Annotated in this window: 16 protein-coding genes; all 16 read right to left on the bottom strand. The window is 65.4% G+C overall.

Annotated features, from left to right (window positions below; genetic code table 11):
• Nucleotides 1-6 precede the first annotated feature (6 nt).
• Complete coding sequence (locus G4G00_RS08200) at nucleotides 7-2,844, bottom strand: hypothetical protein (protein WP_164272514.1); 2,838 nt, start codon at nucleotides 2,842-2,844, stop codon at nucleotides 7-9.
• Between the two features lie 12 nt (nucleotides 2,845-2,856).
• Nucleotides 2,857-6,615 (bottom strand): phage tail protein, encoded by a 3,759-nt coding sequence (locus tag G4G00_RS08195; protein ID WP_164272512.1) that lies wholly within the window; start codon nucleotides 6,613-6,615, stop codon nucleotides 2,857-2,859.
• A 65-nt stretch (nucleotides 6,616-6,680) separates the two neighbouring features.
• Nucleotides 6,681-6,848 carry a hypothetical protein gene (locus G4G00_RS08190; protein WP_159093992.1) on the bottom strand — a complete coding sequence of 56 codons (168 nt, stop codon included), beginning with the start codon at nucleotides 6,846-6,848 and terminating at the stop codon, nucleotides 6,681-6,683.
• Between the two features lie 56 nt (nucleotides 6,849-6,904).
• On the bottom strand, nucleotides 6,905-7,651 hold the full coding sequence (locus tag G4G00_RS08185) for a hypothetical protein (RefSeq protein ID WP_164272509.1): 747 nt from the start codon (nucleotides 7,649-7,651) through the stop codon (nucleotides 6,905-6,907).
• A 22-nt stretch (nucleotides 7,652-7,673) separates the two neighbouring features.
• Complete coding sequence (locus G4G00_RS08180; protein ID WP_164272506.1) at nucleotides 7,674-9,647, bottom strand: hypothetical protein; 1,974 nt, start codon at nucleotides 9,645-9,647, stop codon at nucleotides 7,674-7,676.
• A gap of 3 nt (nucleotides 9,648-9,650) precedes the next feature.
• Nucleotides 9,651-9,887 carry a hypothetical protein gene (locus G4G00_RS08175; RefSeq protein WP_234412123.1) on the bottom strand — a complete coding sequence of 79 codons (237 nt, stop codon included), beginning with the start codon at nucleotides 9,885-9,887 and terminating at the stop codon, nucleotides 9,651-9,653.
• A 56-nt stretch (nucleotides 9,888-9,943) separates the two neighbouring features.
• Nucleotides 9,944-10,318 carry a hypothetical protein gene (locus tag G4G00_RS08170; protein WP_164272503.1) on the bottom strand — a complete coding sequence of 125 codons (375 nt, stop codon included), beginning with the start codon at nucleotides 10,316-10,318 and terminating at the stop codon, nucleotides 9,944-9,946.
• A 127-nt stretch (nucleotides 10,319-10,445) separates the two neighbouring features.
• Nucleotides 10,446-10,916: a hypothetical protein gene (locus tag G4G00_RS08165; RefSeq protein ID WP_164272500.1), complete on the bottom strand. Its 471-nt coding sequence runs from the start codon at nucleotides 10,914-10,916 to the stop codon at nucleotides 10,446-10,448.
• A gap of 78 nt (nucleotides 10,917-10,994) precedes the next feature.
• Entirely contained in the window at nucleotides 10,995-11,354 is a 360-nt protein-coding gene (locus G4G00_RS08160) for a DUF3168 domain-containing protein (protein WP_240336108.1), read from the bottom strand.
• Complete coding sequence (locus G4G00_RS08155) at nucleotides 11,354-11,857, bottom strand: HK97-gp10 family putative phage morphogenesis protein (protein ID WP_164272495.1); 504 nt, start codon at nucleotides 11,855-11,857, stop codon at nucleotides 11,354-11,356. Before G4G00_RS08155 ends, G4G00_RS08160 begins: the two co-directional genes overlap by 1 nt.
• Entirely contained in the window at nucleotides 11,850-12,176 is a 327-nt protein-coding gene (locus tag G4G00_RS08150) for a phage head closure protein (RefSeq protein ID WP_164272492.1), read from the bottom strand. The genes G4G00_RS08155 and G4G00_RS08150 overlap by 8 nt, the downstream gene beginning before the upstream one ends.
• Nucleotides 12,176-12,463: a head-tail connector protein gene (locus G4G00_RS08145; RefSeq protein ID WP_164272489.1), complete on the bottom strand. Its 288-nt coding sequence runs from the start codon at nucleotides 12,461-12,463 to the stop codon at nucleotides 12,176-12,178. The genes G4G00_RS08150 and G4G00_RS08145 overlap by 1 nt, the downstream gene beginning before the upstream one ends.
• A 3-nt stretch (nucleotides 12,464-12,466) precedes the next feature.
• Nucleotides 12,467-12,865, bottom strand: a complete 399-nt coding sequence (locus G4G00_RS08140; protein ID WP_164272486.1) for a hypothetical protein — start codon at nucleotides 12,863-12,865, stop codon at nucleotides 12,467-12,469.
• A 57-nt stretch (nucleotides 12,866-12,922) separates the two neighbouring features.
• Nucleotides 12,923-14,170 carry a phage major capsid protein gene (locus G4G00_RS08135; RefSeq protein WP_164272483.1) on the bottom strand — a complete coding sequence of 416 codons (1,248 nt, stop codon included), beginning with the start codon at nucleotides 14,168-14,170 and terminating at the stop codon, nucleotides 12,923-12,925.
• A gap of 9 nt (nucleotides 14,171-14,179) precedes the next feature.
• Nucleotides 14,180-14,866, bottom strand: a complete 687-nt coding sequence (locus tag G4G00_RS08130; protein ID WP_164272480.1) for an HK97 family phage prohead protease — start codon at nucleotides 14,864-14,866, stop codon at nucleotides 14,180-14,182.
• Nucleotides 14,863-16,167, bottom strand: coding sequence for a phage portal protein (locus tag G4G00_RS08125; protein ID WP_164272477.1), 1,305 nt, complete (start codon nucleotides 16,165-16,167; stop codon nucleotides 14,863-14,865). Before G4G00_RS08125 ends, G4G00_RS08130 begins: the two co-directional genes overlap by 4 nt.
• Between the last annotated feature and the right edge of the window lies 1 nt (nucleotide 16,168).

The following is a 16,168-nucleotide window of genomic DNA, read 5'->3' as shown; positions in this document are numbered from 1 at the left end:
CTCCTGCTATTGCTCTACCGAGATCATCGATAGGCTCTGCGTGAGGGTTTGCCCCTGGAACGAACCAGAGGTGTGCGTCACGGTCTGCTCGGTAAAGCCGGTAATCACCGCGCGATACTGGACCGTGTCGGAGCTGGGGCTGGTGTCGTTGATGGTGAAGGCTCCGCCCCAGGACGAATCGGCCTCGTCGGGCCCATCGCGCTCGTTATTGATGACCACGCCGCCGGCGGCATTGAGCACCTGCCAGAGCGTCTCGGCAGCGTTCCCGATCTTTCGATAGACCTCCACCCGCGCGGTGTTCTGGCCTGCGCCGGCAACAAACCCGGTCGAGCCAGATATGGTCTGCGTCCGCCGATGACGCCTGGTGAAGCTGACGGTGACGGTGCGCACCCGGCCATTGGTGGAGAACGGGCCGTTGACCAGTTCCGTACCAATTGCCTGGGTGGTCGTAGTCTGCACGGCGTTGCGCAGCACGCCGGCGGAGAGCTGCCCACCGAAGTAAGCACTGCCACTGGCGTCCATCCACATCATCGCGTTGGCCTTGGAAGCGGCCGCGGCGCCAACGTTCGGTCCGAAGTAGTCCACCAGGTTGTCGCCGGGGGCGCCGAAGCCAGGGCCGATGATTCGCTGCGCGGCGCCCTTCCATACCCGCAGGTAGCCCGAGCGCCACTCCATGCCCTCGGCTGCTCCATTGGGCGCGACGATCTCCATATTGTTCGTCAGGAAGCGCAGGCTGACCACGTTGCCGTCGTTGCCCAGCTCCATACCGCCGATCAGCGGACCAGCCCCGCTATCGGCAATCAGGTGCAGAAAGGCCTTGGCCATTACTTGCGCCAAGCCACCTTCGGTTTCCTGCACGCGGGCTTCCATGCCCTGCACGACCTGCGCGCTGGCCTTCTCGCCCAGTTCAACCTTGACCCCCTGCAGGGATTCGGACACGGCCACGATCCCGTCGGCGTTCTGCTCGACCGATGCCCGAAGCTGGGAGACGGCCTCGGCGGATGCCTTGCCCTCCAGCTCGACCTGCACCGCGTCCACGCGCTCTGCCTGCGCAGATACGTCGGTGGCCACCGCCTCGATCTGCTGCGTGGCCAGCGCCTTGAACTGCCCCAGCTCGGCATCCAGCCGCGTGACGCTTTGGGCCTGAGCCAGATCCCCCTCGGCGATGGCGGACAGCACCGTGCGCGTGCCGGCGTATACGTCCTCATCCCCGGCGAAGGAGTCCTCATCACCTGCGTGCTGACCTTCCAGCTGCGCGGTGACCGAGGTTACGCGCTCACCGACCGCACGCAGCCCTTCCTCGGTTTCCTCCACCCTTGCCGATACGGACTCCAGCGCCGCGGCGGACGCCACGGCCCCCTCGCCGTCCGGCATGCGGGCCTGCACCAGCTGGATGGCCTCAGCGTTGGCGCTATCACCGTCTGCCCGGGCCTGGCTCTCTTCGGTAACGCTGGCCTCGGTGGCCAGCACCCCGTCACCCACAGGCATGCGGGCCTGCAGGACTTCAATCGCGGTGGCGCTGGCCTCATCTGCGCTTACGCGGGCATCCCGTTCAACAGCGAAAAGCCCCGTGGCTACCTGCGAAATGTCCGTGCCGTCATAGTCGCCGCGCAGCTGCGCGGCCAGCGTCTCCCTTCGGCTGGCCTCGGCGCTGTCAGCGGCCACTCGGGCCCGTGCCTCATCCTGCACCAGGGCTACGCCGGCGCCCGGGGTCGGGCGGCCGATGGCCACCCAGTCCAACAGGAAGTAGTTGGCTACCGCCTGCTCATCGCCGAACTGCAGCCGGATGGCATCGATCTCGCCCGGCCACCAGGCGATATCGGCCACGTCCACAGTCGCCACGCCATGGTCGTCCCAGAGCGGCTCAGGCACTGGCACGCGCTTCTGATCGTCCCAGGCCTGGTCGTCTGCAGTGATCCACTGCAGCGTGCCGCTCCACGCCGGCGTGCCCACGCGCTTCACCCGAAGCTTGGCGAACCGATAGGCGCTGCCATCGATCTCCAGGGCGGGCGGAGACTGTACCCACGGAGAATCGGCGCCGTTGGCCGGCCGCAGCCAGCCATCCATCACCGTTGGAGCAGCGCCGTTGCCGGTCCAGTCCTCGGCGGTAGTGTCGAAGTACCAGATCTTGCGGCTGTCGAACTGCGTGCCGCTGCCGGCCACGACTTCGGACAGCGCGCGCGACAGCGATTCCACATCGCTCTGCCGCGTCTCTGCCTCCAGGCTGATTGCCGCCTCGCGCTCCAGCCGCTCATTGAGCACCGCAGCGGCGCGGTCCTGCGCCTCCTGCGCGATCGCGCCCATTGCATCGGCCACGCCCTGCTCACGCAGCACCGCCTCGGCCAGCAGATCGCGGGCGGCAGCGGCCAGGCCATCGACACGGGCTGCCGCTTCCAGCGCATCAGCCTCAATCCGGTCTGAAATTTCCTTGCTCAACCGCAGCTGCTGTTCGATCAGATCAGCGGTGGCCGGCGTCGGCGTGGCCACCACCACCGTGCCGCCACCTGGCTTGCCCCGCACCGTCGGGGTGATCCGGAACCACCACTGCGTGCCGCTGGCGTCGCTGTAGACGTAGCGAGTTTCAGTGGTGCGGTAGATCTCCGTCCACGGCCCATCCTGGGCCGGGCCACGCTCGATCACGTAGATGACGCCGGCCTGGTCCACGGCGGGCCATTCGAGCAGGACGCCATCGGCCACCGGGGTCGGGGTCACCCCCTCCACCGGCGGCACATCCGGAGCCCGGTAGGCAACCGGGAACCAGTTCGAGAAGCGCGGCGCCGGCGGCGTCGGGGACGGCAGAGCGCCCACGCCGATTTCCACCAGCGTGAGTTTCCGTTGCAGCATGGAGTTACCTCGTTAGGCGTTGAGCGAGTTGCGCAGCGCAGAGCTGGCCGAGTTGCGGACGCCCTGGGTGGTGGTCGAAAGCAGGTCCTGCAGCAGCCCCTTCACATCTGTCAGCAGCGCGTTGCTCTGCTGCACGGCCGCCGTGGTCTGCGCCTGCCCGTTGCTGTCCACGACCAGGTCGAAAACGGCGCGGCTGAAGTTGTCCGGCAGCGCCTCGATCACATCGGCAAGCGCGCCCATGCTGGTGCCGTCCTCCATATCGAGGTCGCCCACCTTCATGCCGTCGATCAGGCCGGTGACCTGGTCGTACAGGCCGTTGTAGTCCTGGCCACTGGCATAGAGGTTCCGACCGAAGCCCAGCGCGGCCTGCGCGGCCGCCTGCGCGGCGCTGGTGTCGCCGCCGGCCACAGCCCGCTCCAGTTCCTTCATCGCCTCGCCCAGCTTCTCCTGGTCCGTCAGCGGCGACAGGTCGCTAATCGAAAGGCCGTACTGCATGGCCTTCTTGTCCTTGTCGATCTGCGCCTGCAGCTTGCCCATGTTCATGGCCCGCAGGGCTTCGATCTTGGCCAGATCCTCAGCCCTTGCACCGGACAGGCCCAGCGCCTTGGCGTAGTCATTGGCCGCCTTCACCTGCTGGCGATAGGTCCGCTCGATGGTCAGCGCCTGCTGCTGGTAGCTGGACAGGTCACCGGTGAGCAGCTGCGTGGACACGTCCGCCATCAGCGTGGCGTAGTTCCCAAGCAACCCGGTCACCTTCTGGATCTGCGTGGCCAGGTCCGTGCCAGCGACGCTGGCCAGATCCTGGAAGTAGTCCACGGCCTTGTTGACCTTGTCGATTTCCAGCCCGGTGAGCGCGCGGCCAAGGTCGTCCGCGTTGCCGACGGCCAGCTCAATGGACGCGCTCAGGGCGTTGAACACGTCCGCCGAACCGAAGTACCCATCCAGCTGCCCGCCGAAGCCGGACGCCTTCACCGCCTCGGTGAACAGTCGATCCTGCATGTCGGCCAAGTAGGCCTCCAGCTGCTTCTGCGCTTCCTCCGAATCGGAAGACAGCTGCAGCTTGCCCAGGTCCACCCTCACCGATGCCAGTTGCCGGGTGAGATCCACGCCCAGCTGCTTGGCCAGGTCCGTGGTTGCCCCACGGATCTGCCGCGCTGCCATGTCGAACGTGCGATCAATGCCCGGATCCAGCGTGCCGTACTGCGTCCACTTCTTGTCCGAACGGAACCAGCCGCCCTTCTGCTTCACATCGGCGTAGCTCTGGCCGTCCAGGCCACCGAACCCATACGAGCCAGTGATGCCCTGCCCGGTGATCTTCGGGGCGCTGCGGCCGAAGGCCTTACCCATCAGGGAGCTGCCGGAGAAGATGGCCGCAGTCTTGCTGTTCATCCCCAGCGCGCGGCCAAGGTAGTCCAGCGACATGCTGTCGATCATCACGGGCGTGAGCAGGCCGCCAGATGCCAGATGGCCCCGATTCAACAGGTCCATTTTGTTCTGGTTTTCCAGCCCGAACCCTTCCTTGTACGCGCTGCCGGCCATCTGCATGCCCATGGCGATCAGGGCGGCATACGGAGCGAACGCCGCGACGCCGGCCAGCGCTCCTGTTGCCGCGCCGGCGGCGCCGGTCGCCGCACCGGTGGAGGCGGTTCCGCCGCCCGTCAACGCGGCCAGGCTCGCCATGCTGCCCCCGAGGGAGTTCGCCGCGGTCGCGCTGCCGGCTGCAGATGCGCCACCGAACAGCCCCTGGCCTTGTGACAGCAGGCCGGCGATGGTGCTGGCGTTCTGGCCACCCGCCGCGGTGCCGTTGCCACCGAACAGGCCCATGATGCTCTGCAGGCTCAAGCCCCCGCCCTGACCGCTGATCCCGTTCATGAGCTGGGTTTGGATGGGGATGATCAGCTTCTGCTTGGCGATCTCCGCAATCATGTCGCGCAGCCCGCGCTTGGCTACGTTCTTGAGGTCATCCCACAGGTTGTCGAATTCGCGCAGGCCATCCACGGCGAAGTCGGCGAAAGCATCGACGCCATCGGACATGCCGGACACGATCACGTTCGCCAGGGCCTCGACATGGGCTGCCGATTCTTCGACCTGCAGCGACAGCTCGGCCGCCGCGGCAGCGGCGTCGAGCATGGCCCGCTCGTACTCTGCATAGCTGGAGGCGCCCTTGGCCAAGGCCAGCGCCTCCTTGCTGCCCGCAGCCTCCACGGCCTTCTGTAGCTCGTCGCGCATGTCCTTCTCGTTGACGAGCTGGCGGCGGTACAGCTCGCGCGCCCGGCCAACCTTGCCCAGCATCACCAGCTCGGAATCGAACGTGGCCAACAGCTGTTCCGGCCCGCCCATGGCCTTTTCGACCTCGGCCGCCACCTTCGCGTATTCCAGGGCGCTCTGCCCCATCAGCACATTGGCGTCGGCCTGGGCAATGTTGCCCTTCGACAACAGGTCGTTGTACTCGGCCATGTTGCCAAGATGCTTGGCCATCGCCTCGGCCAGAGGACCATCCATGGCGCCGGCGGCTTCTTCTGCCTGCTGCCTGTAGCGCGCCATCTCATCGGCGCGCCGCTTGGCCTCATCTGCGGCTTTGTCTCCAGCGCCCTTATCGATATTCCCGGTTGGCTTGTAGCCAACGGACGCCGATTTCAGCGCGCTGTCGGGGAGCATCTGCCCGTTGTCAATCAGCGTGACCTGGGGGCCATACCTGCGCGTCAGCTCGCGCTGGATGCGCAGCCTCTCGGCCTGCAGTCGTTCGGCCTCTTTGTCACGCTCCGCAGAAGGCGATTCCACGGAAAGCAGCAGACGACGACGCGCCCCCAGCTCGCCCATCTTTTCGTTGAGAGCGTCTTCGGTTGCGCTACCGAGCGAGTCGGACGATGCACCCTCCAGAGCCTGAAGCTCGGCATAGCGGCCAATCAGGTTGACTATCTGAACAGCACCATTCGCCATTTCCCCCGTCAGCTCGGCTACCCACTTGGTAGCGGAGGCAAAAGCGTTTCGCGTCTGCTGCGACGCCATGAACTCGGTGAGGTTGTTCAGTGTCGGCAGCAGCTCTTCGGCAACGCTGACCTTCAACCCCATCATCGCGAGATCCGCTTCCTGCGTAATCTCGCGCAGACGCACCGTCGCCTTCGTGGTCTTTCCATCGATGATCGCGCCGGCCGCCTCAGCCGCGTCACCCCATTGGCGGAAGCCGGCGCTGTTGTTCCGCAGCAGGGGCATCAGCATTGAGGAATCGCTGGCAATGGCCTCCATGTAGAAGGTCATTTCGGACTGCGACAGGTTGGCCCGTTCCAGGCTGTTGAAGTACAGCCCGAGCGCATCTGGACCAGACAGCTTTCGCATCTGCTCCGCAGTGACGCCTGTGCGCCGGGCGATGTTGTCGAAGAAGTCGGCCATCGCGCCGCCGCCCGTCTGGACGTAATCACCGATCTTGTCCTGCACATCCTTGAGGATGTCGGCGAGCTTCTCGTGGCTGATCCCTACAACGTTCGCACCAGCAGCCATTCGCTGGAAGGCTTCGGAGCTGGTCCCAGCCAGCGTGCCCATGCGCTCGTACTGGACACTGAGGTCCGCGACCTGGCGCGACCAGGCAACAGCAGCTGCGCTGGTGCTTGTTATGCCGGCGGAGATCGCAAGCCCGATTGCGGTCCCGGCACGCTTCGCAGTGGCCTGCATGCGATCCATCGACTGCTCGAACTGGCGGGCGGCCTTGCCGGCATCCTTCACGAAGGATCCGGTCTTCATCAGCAGATCGACGGTGAGGGTGTACAGGGACATGTCGGCTCCAAAAACGAGAAAGCCCCGCACAAGGCGGGGCTTTTGACGGGCGCCGGGGATCCGGCTTACTTACCGAGCAGTTGCGCCTGGTGGCGCTCCGCCTGAATGATACGGGCCAGGGCGGCCAGGAATATTCCGAAGGCAATCACACCAACGCCCATGGTTGCTTTGGTGAGCATCAAGGCCCCCACGAGCGCGGCCAACAGACCCACAACGGCCAGAAAGATGTACATCCACGTCCCCCTATGATCGGTCATTCGGGGCATGATGCCATTGTTCTACGGCTGGGTCAGGCCGGGACTTCCTCGTACTCCAGCGATCCGGTGAAGTAGTTGCGGCTGATGTTCTCCGCGCTCGGCAGCTGGGTGGGATAGCCATACATCGCCGACCTCGCCGCCAGCATGGGGTCGAACACCTTCGATGCGATATCCCTGAACTGCGGCACCAGACAGGACCGCCGGCGCCCGGCCATTGCGGCAGCAATCGTCTCCCAATCCACGCCACCGGCCAAGCCGCCGCCGCGCACCAGCTCGGTTGGCCGGCCCGAAAGGTTGCAGGTCAGGCGTCGATACGTGGCGCCAGGGACCGTGTTGAGCTGCGCCCCTTTGGTGCGGGTGTGGGCGCTGGTGTCGATGGTGACGACACCCCAGCCATCGCTGATACCCACATCGACTGATCGGAAGATGGCGATCTCGCCGATATCGACGTTGAGGGCGGTGGTGGCGATCTCGACCGACACCACGCTCAACGGCGCACCGCCAAGCGGGAAGAGCCACGCGCACACGCTGCCGTCCGGCAGCTGGATCGTCGTAGCGGTTGCGCCGGCGGCGCGGACCTCGACGCCCGCCGGGACGCTCAGGCCCAACACCGCGATGATCCCAGGCACGATTGCCTGAGCAAGCGTGATGGTGATCGCGAGATCGCCCGTGCGCCTCACGCGGGTTGCGCGTGCGGGCTTTCCGTCGAACAGCGCACTGCCCTGATCGGCGGTCAGCCAGGTGCCACCGGTGAGGGTGGCCGTCTCCACCGCCGGCATTCCGAATCCAATAAGCACGCCCTTACCCCCACACCGTCAGCACCACGTCACCCGTGGCAGGGTTGCGCTCCACGCGCCGCACCAGCACCGGCTTGCCATCGGCCAGGCCGTAGCGCCCGTAGGTCAAGCGGCCGACCTGTCCGGGGAGCGGGGCCAGCTGCTGGTCGCCTCGCACGGTCACCTGATAGAAGAACCGTTGCCGCTGGTAAATCGCCACCACCCGGTCGATTTCCGCCTGGGCGTCGGCCGCATTCCAGAACAGCGAGATCACCGGGTCGGCCGCATCAGCCCGGCGGTAGTGCGGGTCCAACGGGCCAGCCGCGTACACCTGGCCCCGATACAGAGCCGTCAGCTCGTCGCGGCGGGCCTGAGGAACGTCGATCACGTCCGTCACCAGGTCGGACGCACCCAACGCCTGCGCGTTCGGCCGGTAGGCCATCCGACGGGTCAGGTTCGGCGCCTCGTCCGGCACCCCCACCAGATCGCTGGCCATAACGGCTTCGGACAGTTCAAACGCCATCGGTCCAGTGAACGATTCCGGCGCAACCACCTGGATGAATCGAAGGACGCCGGCGGCGTCTTGGTAGCACCCCACCCCGAAGCTGGGCAGGATCGCGTTCAACGCATCCCGGCCGGTGATCGAGGTGCCCGCGTAGTACCCAACGCCCGCATAGCCGGTAGCCGCGTCCACGGCCCCGCAGTCGGCCGCAGACCATGCGCCCTGCCTCAGCCTACCCATCACATCAGCGACGGCAGCGGTAAGCGTTGCAGGTGCCATTCCGGGCCCTATGCTCGAAAGGTCGGCCACCACGGGGGTCACCGGCGGCGACTTCATCAGCAGCTGCTGCCCGTCCGGCGAGCTGCTAAACGTGCCCGGCTCCATCAGGTCGCCTCGGTCCATGACCGCTTCGACGAACACCGGCACGTCGGCCAGAAACATCGCCGTCGCATCCGAGTTGCCGCCCGCGGCCGGCACGCTGGCCACCGCGCCGATCACGACCGGCTGGGGCTTCCAAGCAAGGGGCTCGATATTGGGCAGGAACACGCCACGGTTCAGCGTTTGGCTCAGGTAGTCGTGTGCGTCCCGAAGGTGCAGGGTCTTGCTGCCGTCGTCGTTGATCTCGATCTGATCGATTGCGCAGCGGAACGCAGGTTGCGCGTCCGCCAGCATGGCGGACTCATCCACCATCAGGATGCGGACGGATTCGCCCGAACCACCGGAAAGCGCCAATGCATCCAGCACCCCGTCGGCATCGGCGACCAGGCACTGAGCGGCCGCCGTCTGCGAAACCGGATCGCCACCCCAAGGCCAGAAGCTCAGCTCTTGCACCAGGCTGACACCCTCGGCGACAAGGCCTTCGTATCGAGCGTTGGCCGGGCTGTCGCCGGGCGCGCTGAGCCAGTCGGCATCGGCCAACCTCACCGGTGGCGTGGCCGAGGCATTGGCATCGAGCTTCCAGCCCGCCAGCGCCGCCTCGCTACGCGCGCCCCACTGCCCCGCGTTGACCGCCAGACACAGCCCGCCTGCCTTGGATGCGGCCAGACCCGCCGCAAAGTGCAGTGGACCGGCCAGCAGCAGATCGCGCTGGTGGACCAGGACGCCATTGAGGTACAGGGTCAGCCGCGAGGGGCTGCCGAAGGCAACGCGCAGACCCACGATATCGCCGTGGGCCACCACCGGCAGTCCGGTGGCGATGGCGCCGATGCCCTGCACCAGCCGCCCGGTGGCCAGCTCCCAGCCAATGCCATCCCCGTTGGAGCCGGGGGATTCATCCAGGGCCGCCGCCGCGGTCACGAAGCCGACCACTGCCGCCAGGTCGTCATCGCCCCACAGCGCGAACTCGACCCCCACCAGGCCATCGGCCAGCGCGAAGTCGGAGCGAGCGCAGCGGTTGGTATCGGCAGCCGCAGTAGTTGCCAGGGTGAGCCCTCCGTCGCGGGCCGCGAGCAGAGGGCCAATTGGTAGCGCAGCAAAGCGCCCGAAGGTATCGGCCATGGGTCATCCGAGAGATTCAAACCAGTCGTTTGCCTCGTCCTCGTCGGATCGTGGCACCAACGTGTCCAGGAAGTGCTGCATGTTGCGCTTGGTGCCGCCCTGGCTGTGCGCAGCAGTGACGTACGCGATCAGTGCTGCTGGCTTCTGGTGGATGCTCACCGGGTCGATGGGGTTTCGCTTGTGGAACTCCCACCACCACAGGAACTCCCGCCGAGACATGGTCGCGCGAAGCTCTGCCACCGTGCGATGCAGGTGCCCGGCGAGGACGTGCCAAAACCAATCCTCGCCGCGCTTCCTTAGTCGTTTCCCGCTTCTTCCAGGAGGGCGTCGGCATCACTGCCGAAACCGGCGTGCTTGAGCGCGATGGACTGCAGGCTGGCCGCCACCTTGGGTTTCAGCTCGCCAGCCTGCTTCGGGGTCATCACGCGCTTTCCCTCCGCGTCGCAGATCGTGGCTGCGATCAGCTTGGAGCGGTCGCCCGTGGCGTACAGGTCGCGAAACTCGGTGTCAGGCAGCGAGCGCACGTAAAACTGCGCCTTTCTGCCATCCGGCAGCTCGATGGTATCCGGCTGCAAATCCTTGGCCGCGAACATGCCGGCGTTGGTGAAAGCCTGCAGGATGCTCACCGGCTCCAGCGGCTGTGTTTCGTTGGTTTCGTTGGTCTTGCTCATTGGCCGTTTCCAGGTATGGCGGCAGGGCGCGCGGGCCGCGCACGGCTAACACGCGGTGGATCCGCGCGCCCTGCCAAAGAGAGTGGCCCGCTCGCGCGGGCCAAAAGAGAGAGCGCCGTTCGGCCGATCAGTCCGGGCGGTGCGTGGTGACGGCACCGGAACCACGAATGGTCAGCGTCGCCTTCCAGACGTCGTTGTCCGCCACGGTCACGGCGAAGTTCTGCACGAAGCCGTTGAACTGCTTGCTGACCACGGTGGTAGGCGGCGTGATGACTCCATCCACCGCGACCGGCTTGGCAACGCCGGCCGTCTCCGACGCCGGCGCCGTTACCAGGAAGTTCACGACCGCGCCGGTGCGGTGCAGTTCTTCCAGCGCTTCGGAATCCTCCGAGTCATAGATGACCTCGATGGTGGTGCTGCCGGTGGCCTTGCGGCCGGCGACGAACTGATCCCAGTCGTCATCGAAGTCGGAGATATCGATCTCCGACGCCTGGCCATCGGGGAAGCCGACGGAGCGCACGCGGGTCACCTTGATGACCTCGGCCGCGCCGATGGCAATGAACAGCTGGGTGTGCTTGGACTTGAGAACCTGTCCCATGGTCTACCTCTGCTTGGGGCCCGGTGCCGGGCAAGAAAAAGCCGGCTCGCGCCGGCGGATAGAAGGTGACCTGCTTCGCTAACGGATCTGCAGCAGGCGCACGTCGAAGGAGATGCCGAAGGCGCCAGTGTCGTCGTCATCCGGCGGCGGATTGAAGCTCTCAATGCTGCCCACGGCCTCAATGGCATCGCGGACCGCCAGTGCAGCCTCGTTGGCCTGGCCGCTGTCCCTGCCCCATACGGCAATCCGAACGCGCCAGCCGTCAGCGGGTGGACGCTCAGACAGCACGCCGAGCGGTGACCCACCGACCGCCTGCCACGTGGCGTAGGGCAGCGCCGTGTCCTGCGGCGCCACATTGGGGTAAACACGGATGGGATCGCCCAGCACCCGCCTTACCTCGGCATCGACCTGCAGCAATGACTGAATCAAAGGAACCATCAACGCCACCCCCTTGCCCGCATTACCTTGTCGATGGCAACCCGGGTCTGATCGATAATCACCTGGGCCGCTTCAGGCCCCTTGGCCTCTGCGGCCGGCGTAAGGAACGGCTTGGCAGCCATCTTCCTGGTGCCGAACTCCAGGTATCGCCAGTAGTAGGCCCACCCCGCCTGCACGTAGGTCTTGCCTACGCGCCGCTGGCGCCGGTTCCGCTTGGTGTTCGCGTACTTCACCCGCTTTCCGGTCTTCACGCCGACGGTGAAGTACTCCCCGCCGGGGCCAACGCCGGCCCTGTTCCGGTTCCTGGTGTTCGCGCGGCGCACCACGATCTGCTGTGCCAGATAGCCACTGGCCCGCCGCACGCGGCCACGCGCGGCATCCCGGATCACGTTGCCGCCGCGACGCATGGCCGCCTGCAATGGCTTCCCTTGCAGCTCGACGGGCAACGATTTGAGCGAAGCCAGCAGGCCGTCGAGCCCGCTGATCTGCAGATGCTCAGCCATCGGAGATCCCTGCATCGACCATGAGAGTGAGATGGCGGCGCGCGGTGGGGTCAGGTAGCACCGCACGAATGGCGTAAATCTGGCCGTCGAAGAGCAGCCGCATGGTGTTGACCACGCCGGGCAGGAATGGCACCTCCATACGCGCACTGACCTGGCCGTGTTCCGCCGTGGCCGCGGTGAACTCTCGGCCGGACAGGGGCACTACTTCGGCCGGAACGTCGATCTTCCAGTCCACCCAGGACGTTCGGTCGCCGCCGAGGGGAAGACGCACCCGTTCCTCCACCTGCAAGGTGACCCGGTGCATGTACTTGCCGGCCATCACACCCCCCAGGACACGCGATAAGGATTCAACAATCGGCGGACAGCCAGATCGCTTTCGTCCTTCTTGAAGTAGTAATCGCCGACGAGAAGATGGGCCGCCTGCTTGATCGCGGGCGGGACCGGAGCCGCTGCAGGCGGCTCCGATCCATCCATCCAGGGCACCGACCGACCGATGTACTGCTCGATGTAGTCCTGCGCCGCCTCAATGTGCCCGGTAATGAGGGCGTCGTCGGCGTCGTGGATCACCGGCAGGCTTTGCTTTGCCTCAGCCAGTTCGATGAGCATGGCTCACTCCTGCGTTGCGGGCAGAGCGGCCAGTGCGGTGTCGATGGCAGCCAGGACCGCTTCACGGGCCTTGGCGCCCTTGGCGCTCTCGGCCGCATGGGCAGCTTCCAGCGTGGCGCGATCGCTCACGCCCGCCAGGGCAGTAGTGACCTTCTCGGCCTTCTGACGCACCAGGGCCGCGCCAGCGACCTGGGCGGTCTGCGTCACCTTGTTGGACGCCGGTTGGGCCATCTTGTTGGACGGCAGCGGAGCCGACTTGCCACCCGCATCAGCGTGGCCGATCAGGCCAAGATGCTGCAGATCCTTCGCTCGCTGTTCCGGGCCGCTCCAAGGCTTGCCGCGCTTCTGATATCCGCCTTCGGCGTTGGGGTCATTGAACCCCTTCAATGCGATGAATCCCATGTTGGACCTCCAGCGGCGGGCTCGAAGCCCGCCGCTCCATATCAACGGTGATGAGCCTTACGGGCCCTCGAACGACCCGTGCACGAACGACTCCGGCCGATACACGGCCAGGCCCACGCGCTCTTCCGCGCGGATGGTCACCATGTTCTTGCGGAAGTTGTCGCCGTCCTCCGTCGACACTTCGACAGCTGCGTCCTCGCGGTCGAACACCTGGGCCGCGATATCGAAGGCACCCACCAGGAATTCGCCCTCCGGCACCGCGGTGGAGTCCACCACGGGCAGCTTCCACATGCGGGGCTGGCCACCTTCCACGACGTTCACCCAGATGTAGCGACCCTGCTCATCCTTCTGCAGCTCGATGTCCGCCCAGTCCACCGGGTTCAGGGCGATACCGCTGGCACGGTATTCAGCGACACGGACCTGCAGGATGGCACGGCGCAGGATATCGATCTTGGTATCGCCGGCCTTACGCAGGGTTTCTTCGAACGCGGTTGCCTGCGGAATCAGGCCGAGCAGGTTCTGCCCGGTGCCATCGCCTGCCAGCAGCTGGGCTTCTTCCACGTACTTGAGGCCGTAGATGGCGCGGCCGTTGATGTAGCTCTGCAGCAGCGGCACGTCGGCCAGAACCTGCTTGGATGCCAGGAACCAGTGGGCCAGGGTCTTGACCGTGGTGGTCTTCAGCTCGAACGACAGGTCGGACTGCGGCTTCAGGGCGGTCTCGGCCACCGGCCCCGCCATGTTCTGGAAGCCCGATTCCTGCACGAACTCGATTGCGTTGGAGCCCGTGCGGCCCGGCATGATGAGGTCGCGAATGGTGAAGGGACGATCCGGACCTGCGATGATGCCGGGAACCCGCGTCGGCTGGATGGCCGCGCCGACGCCGCCGGTGCCCGTGGTTGCGCTGGTGATCGAGGTCACCGCCTTGAGGTTCATCCGGGCGATGCCACGACCCTTGGCAACCAGATCGTTGAAGCCTTCATGCTCGGTGAACTGCTCACCGATGCTCTTGAGGTCAACGGGGTCGTTGGCCGAGAAGCGACGCGCCAGTTTCTGTTCCACCTCCAGCAGGCGGGCATTGATCTCGATGCCCCCCTTGGAGAGCAGCTCCAGCGCGCCCTTGGTGTCGTCCAGGACCTTGCCATGCTCCTTGATCTCGTTGCTGGCCTTCTCGGCGAACAGCTTGATCTCGTTGTCACGCTCGTTCAGCTGGCTGATGAGGCCCTTCAGTTCCAGCGTGTCGTCCAGGTGCTGGGCGTTCTTCATTTCGCGGCCAATCGAGTTGGCCAGTGCGGTGTAACGGGACATAGTTGTGCCTCAGAAAGTCGGGAGGGTCAGCCGCCCCAGAACAGGGACGGTCGTGTTTTCTTCAATCGCCCTGCTCCCGGACTCGCTCCGGTCCAGCAGATGCTTCAATCCGCGATTGGCGATCACCGCGGATTGGCTTTTCGAGAACCCTGCCTCACGCAGGATCTGCTCAAATTCAGGCATGGTCGGCAGGGAGCCGTGCGCCAGCTTCGACTTGATGGCGTCAATGCGGGCATCGTCGTTCGCCGGGAAGGTGACCAAGCTGATTTCCACCAGCTCAACCTTCTTGAGCGTGCGCACACGCTCCTTCTCATCCCAGCTGTCCTCGCGGACGTAGTAGCCGATGGAAAGACCAGACACCGCGCCGGCCTTCATCAGCGCGTGCGCCTCCTTGGCGCGGGCCACACCGTCGATGATGAGCTGGCCCTCAACCTTCAGGCCGTGTGCATCCTCCACTAGGCTGGTGTAAACCCCGATGGGCTCACCGCTGCGGTGCTGCCACAGGACCGGCACCGGCCGGCCCTTGGCTTTGATCTCTGCCAGGCTCTCGCTGAACGCCCCGGGCGCGACCACCTCACGGTAGGAATCGACCGTCCCGAACACCGAACCGTACCCAGAGAAAAGGCCGTCATCGCTGACGGCCTTCACGGAGAGGTCGAAGTCCCTGATCTTCAGGGCCGCATTTTTTCGATTCATGTCGTTTTCCCATCGTCAGATTGCAGCCAGGCCATCAGCGCCGAACGGGCCTGCTGGTCACCGGTGTTAGAGCCCAGCATGTCGATGGGCAGAAGATTGGACTGCACGGTCAGTTCGGCGGCCTTGCCGCCCTTGCGAGGCAAGTTCTCCCGCTCTCGGCAATCATCGCGGGAATAGATCCCGTTCTGGACCATCGTGCTGTAGAAGGACGCGCGGGCTGCACTGTCGGCGCGCAAGAGTCCTTCCACCGCGAACTCGGCGAAGTACCTGGCCCGCTCAGCGGGCGCCATCAAGTCCTTCCGGATCGACTGCTCGATCCGCCGCAACCATGGCGCCAGGGAGAAGGTCAGGAAGCCGATCATCTGCTGCTCGATGCCGGTGCCCCAGCTGGTGGACTTTTCGGCGTGGCCAACCATGAAGGGAGGGACGCCAAACCAGCGGCAGATTTCTTCCACGTTGAAGGCACGTGTGGCCAGCAGCTGCGCGTCCTCCGGGTTCATCGGGACCTGCTGATACTTCATTCCCGCCTCAAGCAACATCGTCTTGCCGGCGTTCATGGCGCCTGCAAACTCGGCCTGCATGTTCTCGCGGAAAGTGGTCCTGTTCTTGTCGGTCAGGATCTGGTCGGTGGTCAGCACGCCGCCCACACTCATCCCGTTGGCAAATACCTTCGATGAGGCCTCGTCTGCGGCCATGGCCGCACCGAACACTTGGGCGCCGGCTTGGATGGAAGATATCCCCATCGTCCCGTCCGTGCTGAACCCACGGATGTGCCACATTCGCTCTTCGGGGATCGCTCGCTGGCGCCCATCGGCGCCGGAGTACCGATACTCAAGCTCCCCCGTTGGTAGCCGCCTCACAGCCATTCTCTGCGGCTGCAGGAACTCCAGGTTGACCAGGCGTCCTGAGCTGACGGTCTTCTCTGCGTACGCGTTGCCCCACAGGAGCAAGCTGACCATGACGACTTCCCAGAACTGCACGGCCGTCATATCAGCATTTGGCTGGTTGTGCAGGATCTCGTAAAGCGGATGCCTGTTGGCAGACACCCGCGTTCCATCTGGCTTCCGTTCGAAGAACCCAACCGGAAGAGTTGCAATGACCTGTGCAAGCAGCCTCACGCATGCCATGGCGGCAGACAGTTGAAGCACCGTGCGTTGATTCACGGTCTTTCCGGCGCTGGAGCCACCGCCGGACCAGGCGGCCCAGAAAGCCTCATCGGTTAGGCCGATGGGCACACCGAGCCAGCGCAGGACCGAGGACTTGATCTTTCCGGGACCTCTCTGCTTTGCGTCCTTCGTCATC

It is taken from the genome of Stenotrophomonas sp. B1-1, from assembly GCF_010894375.1.
Lineage (GTDB): Bacteria > Pseudomonadota > Gammaproteobacteria > Xanthomonadales > Xanthomonadaceae > Stenotrophomonas.
This window is presented reverse-complemented; position numbering and strand designations above follow the sequence as displayed.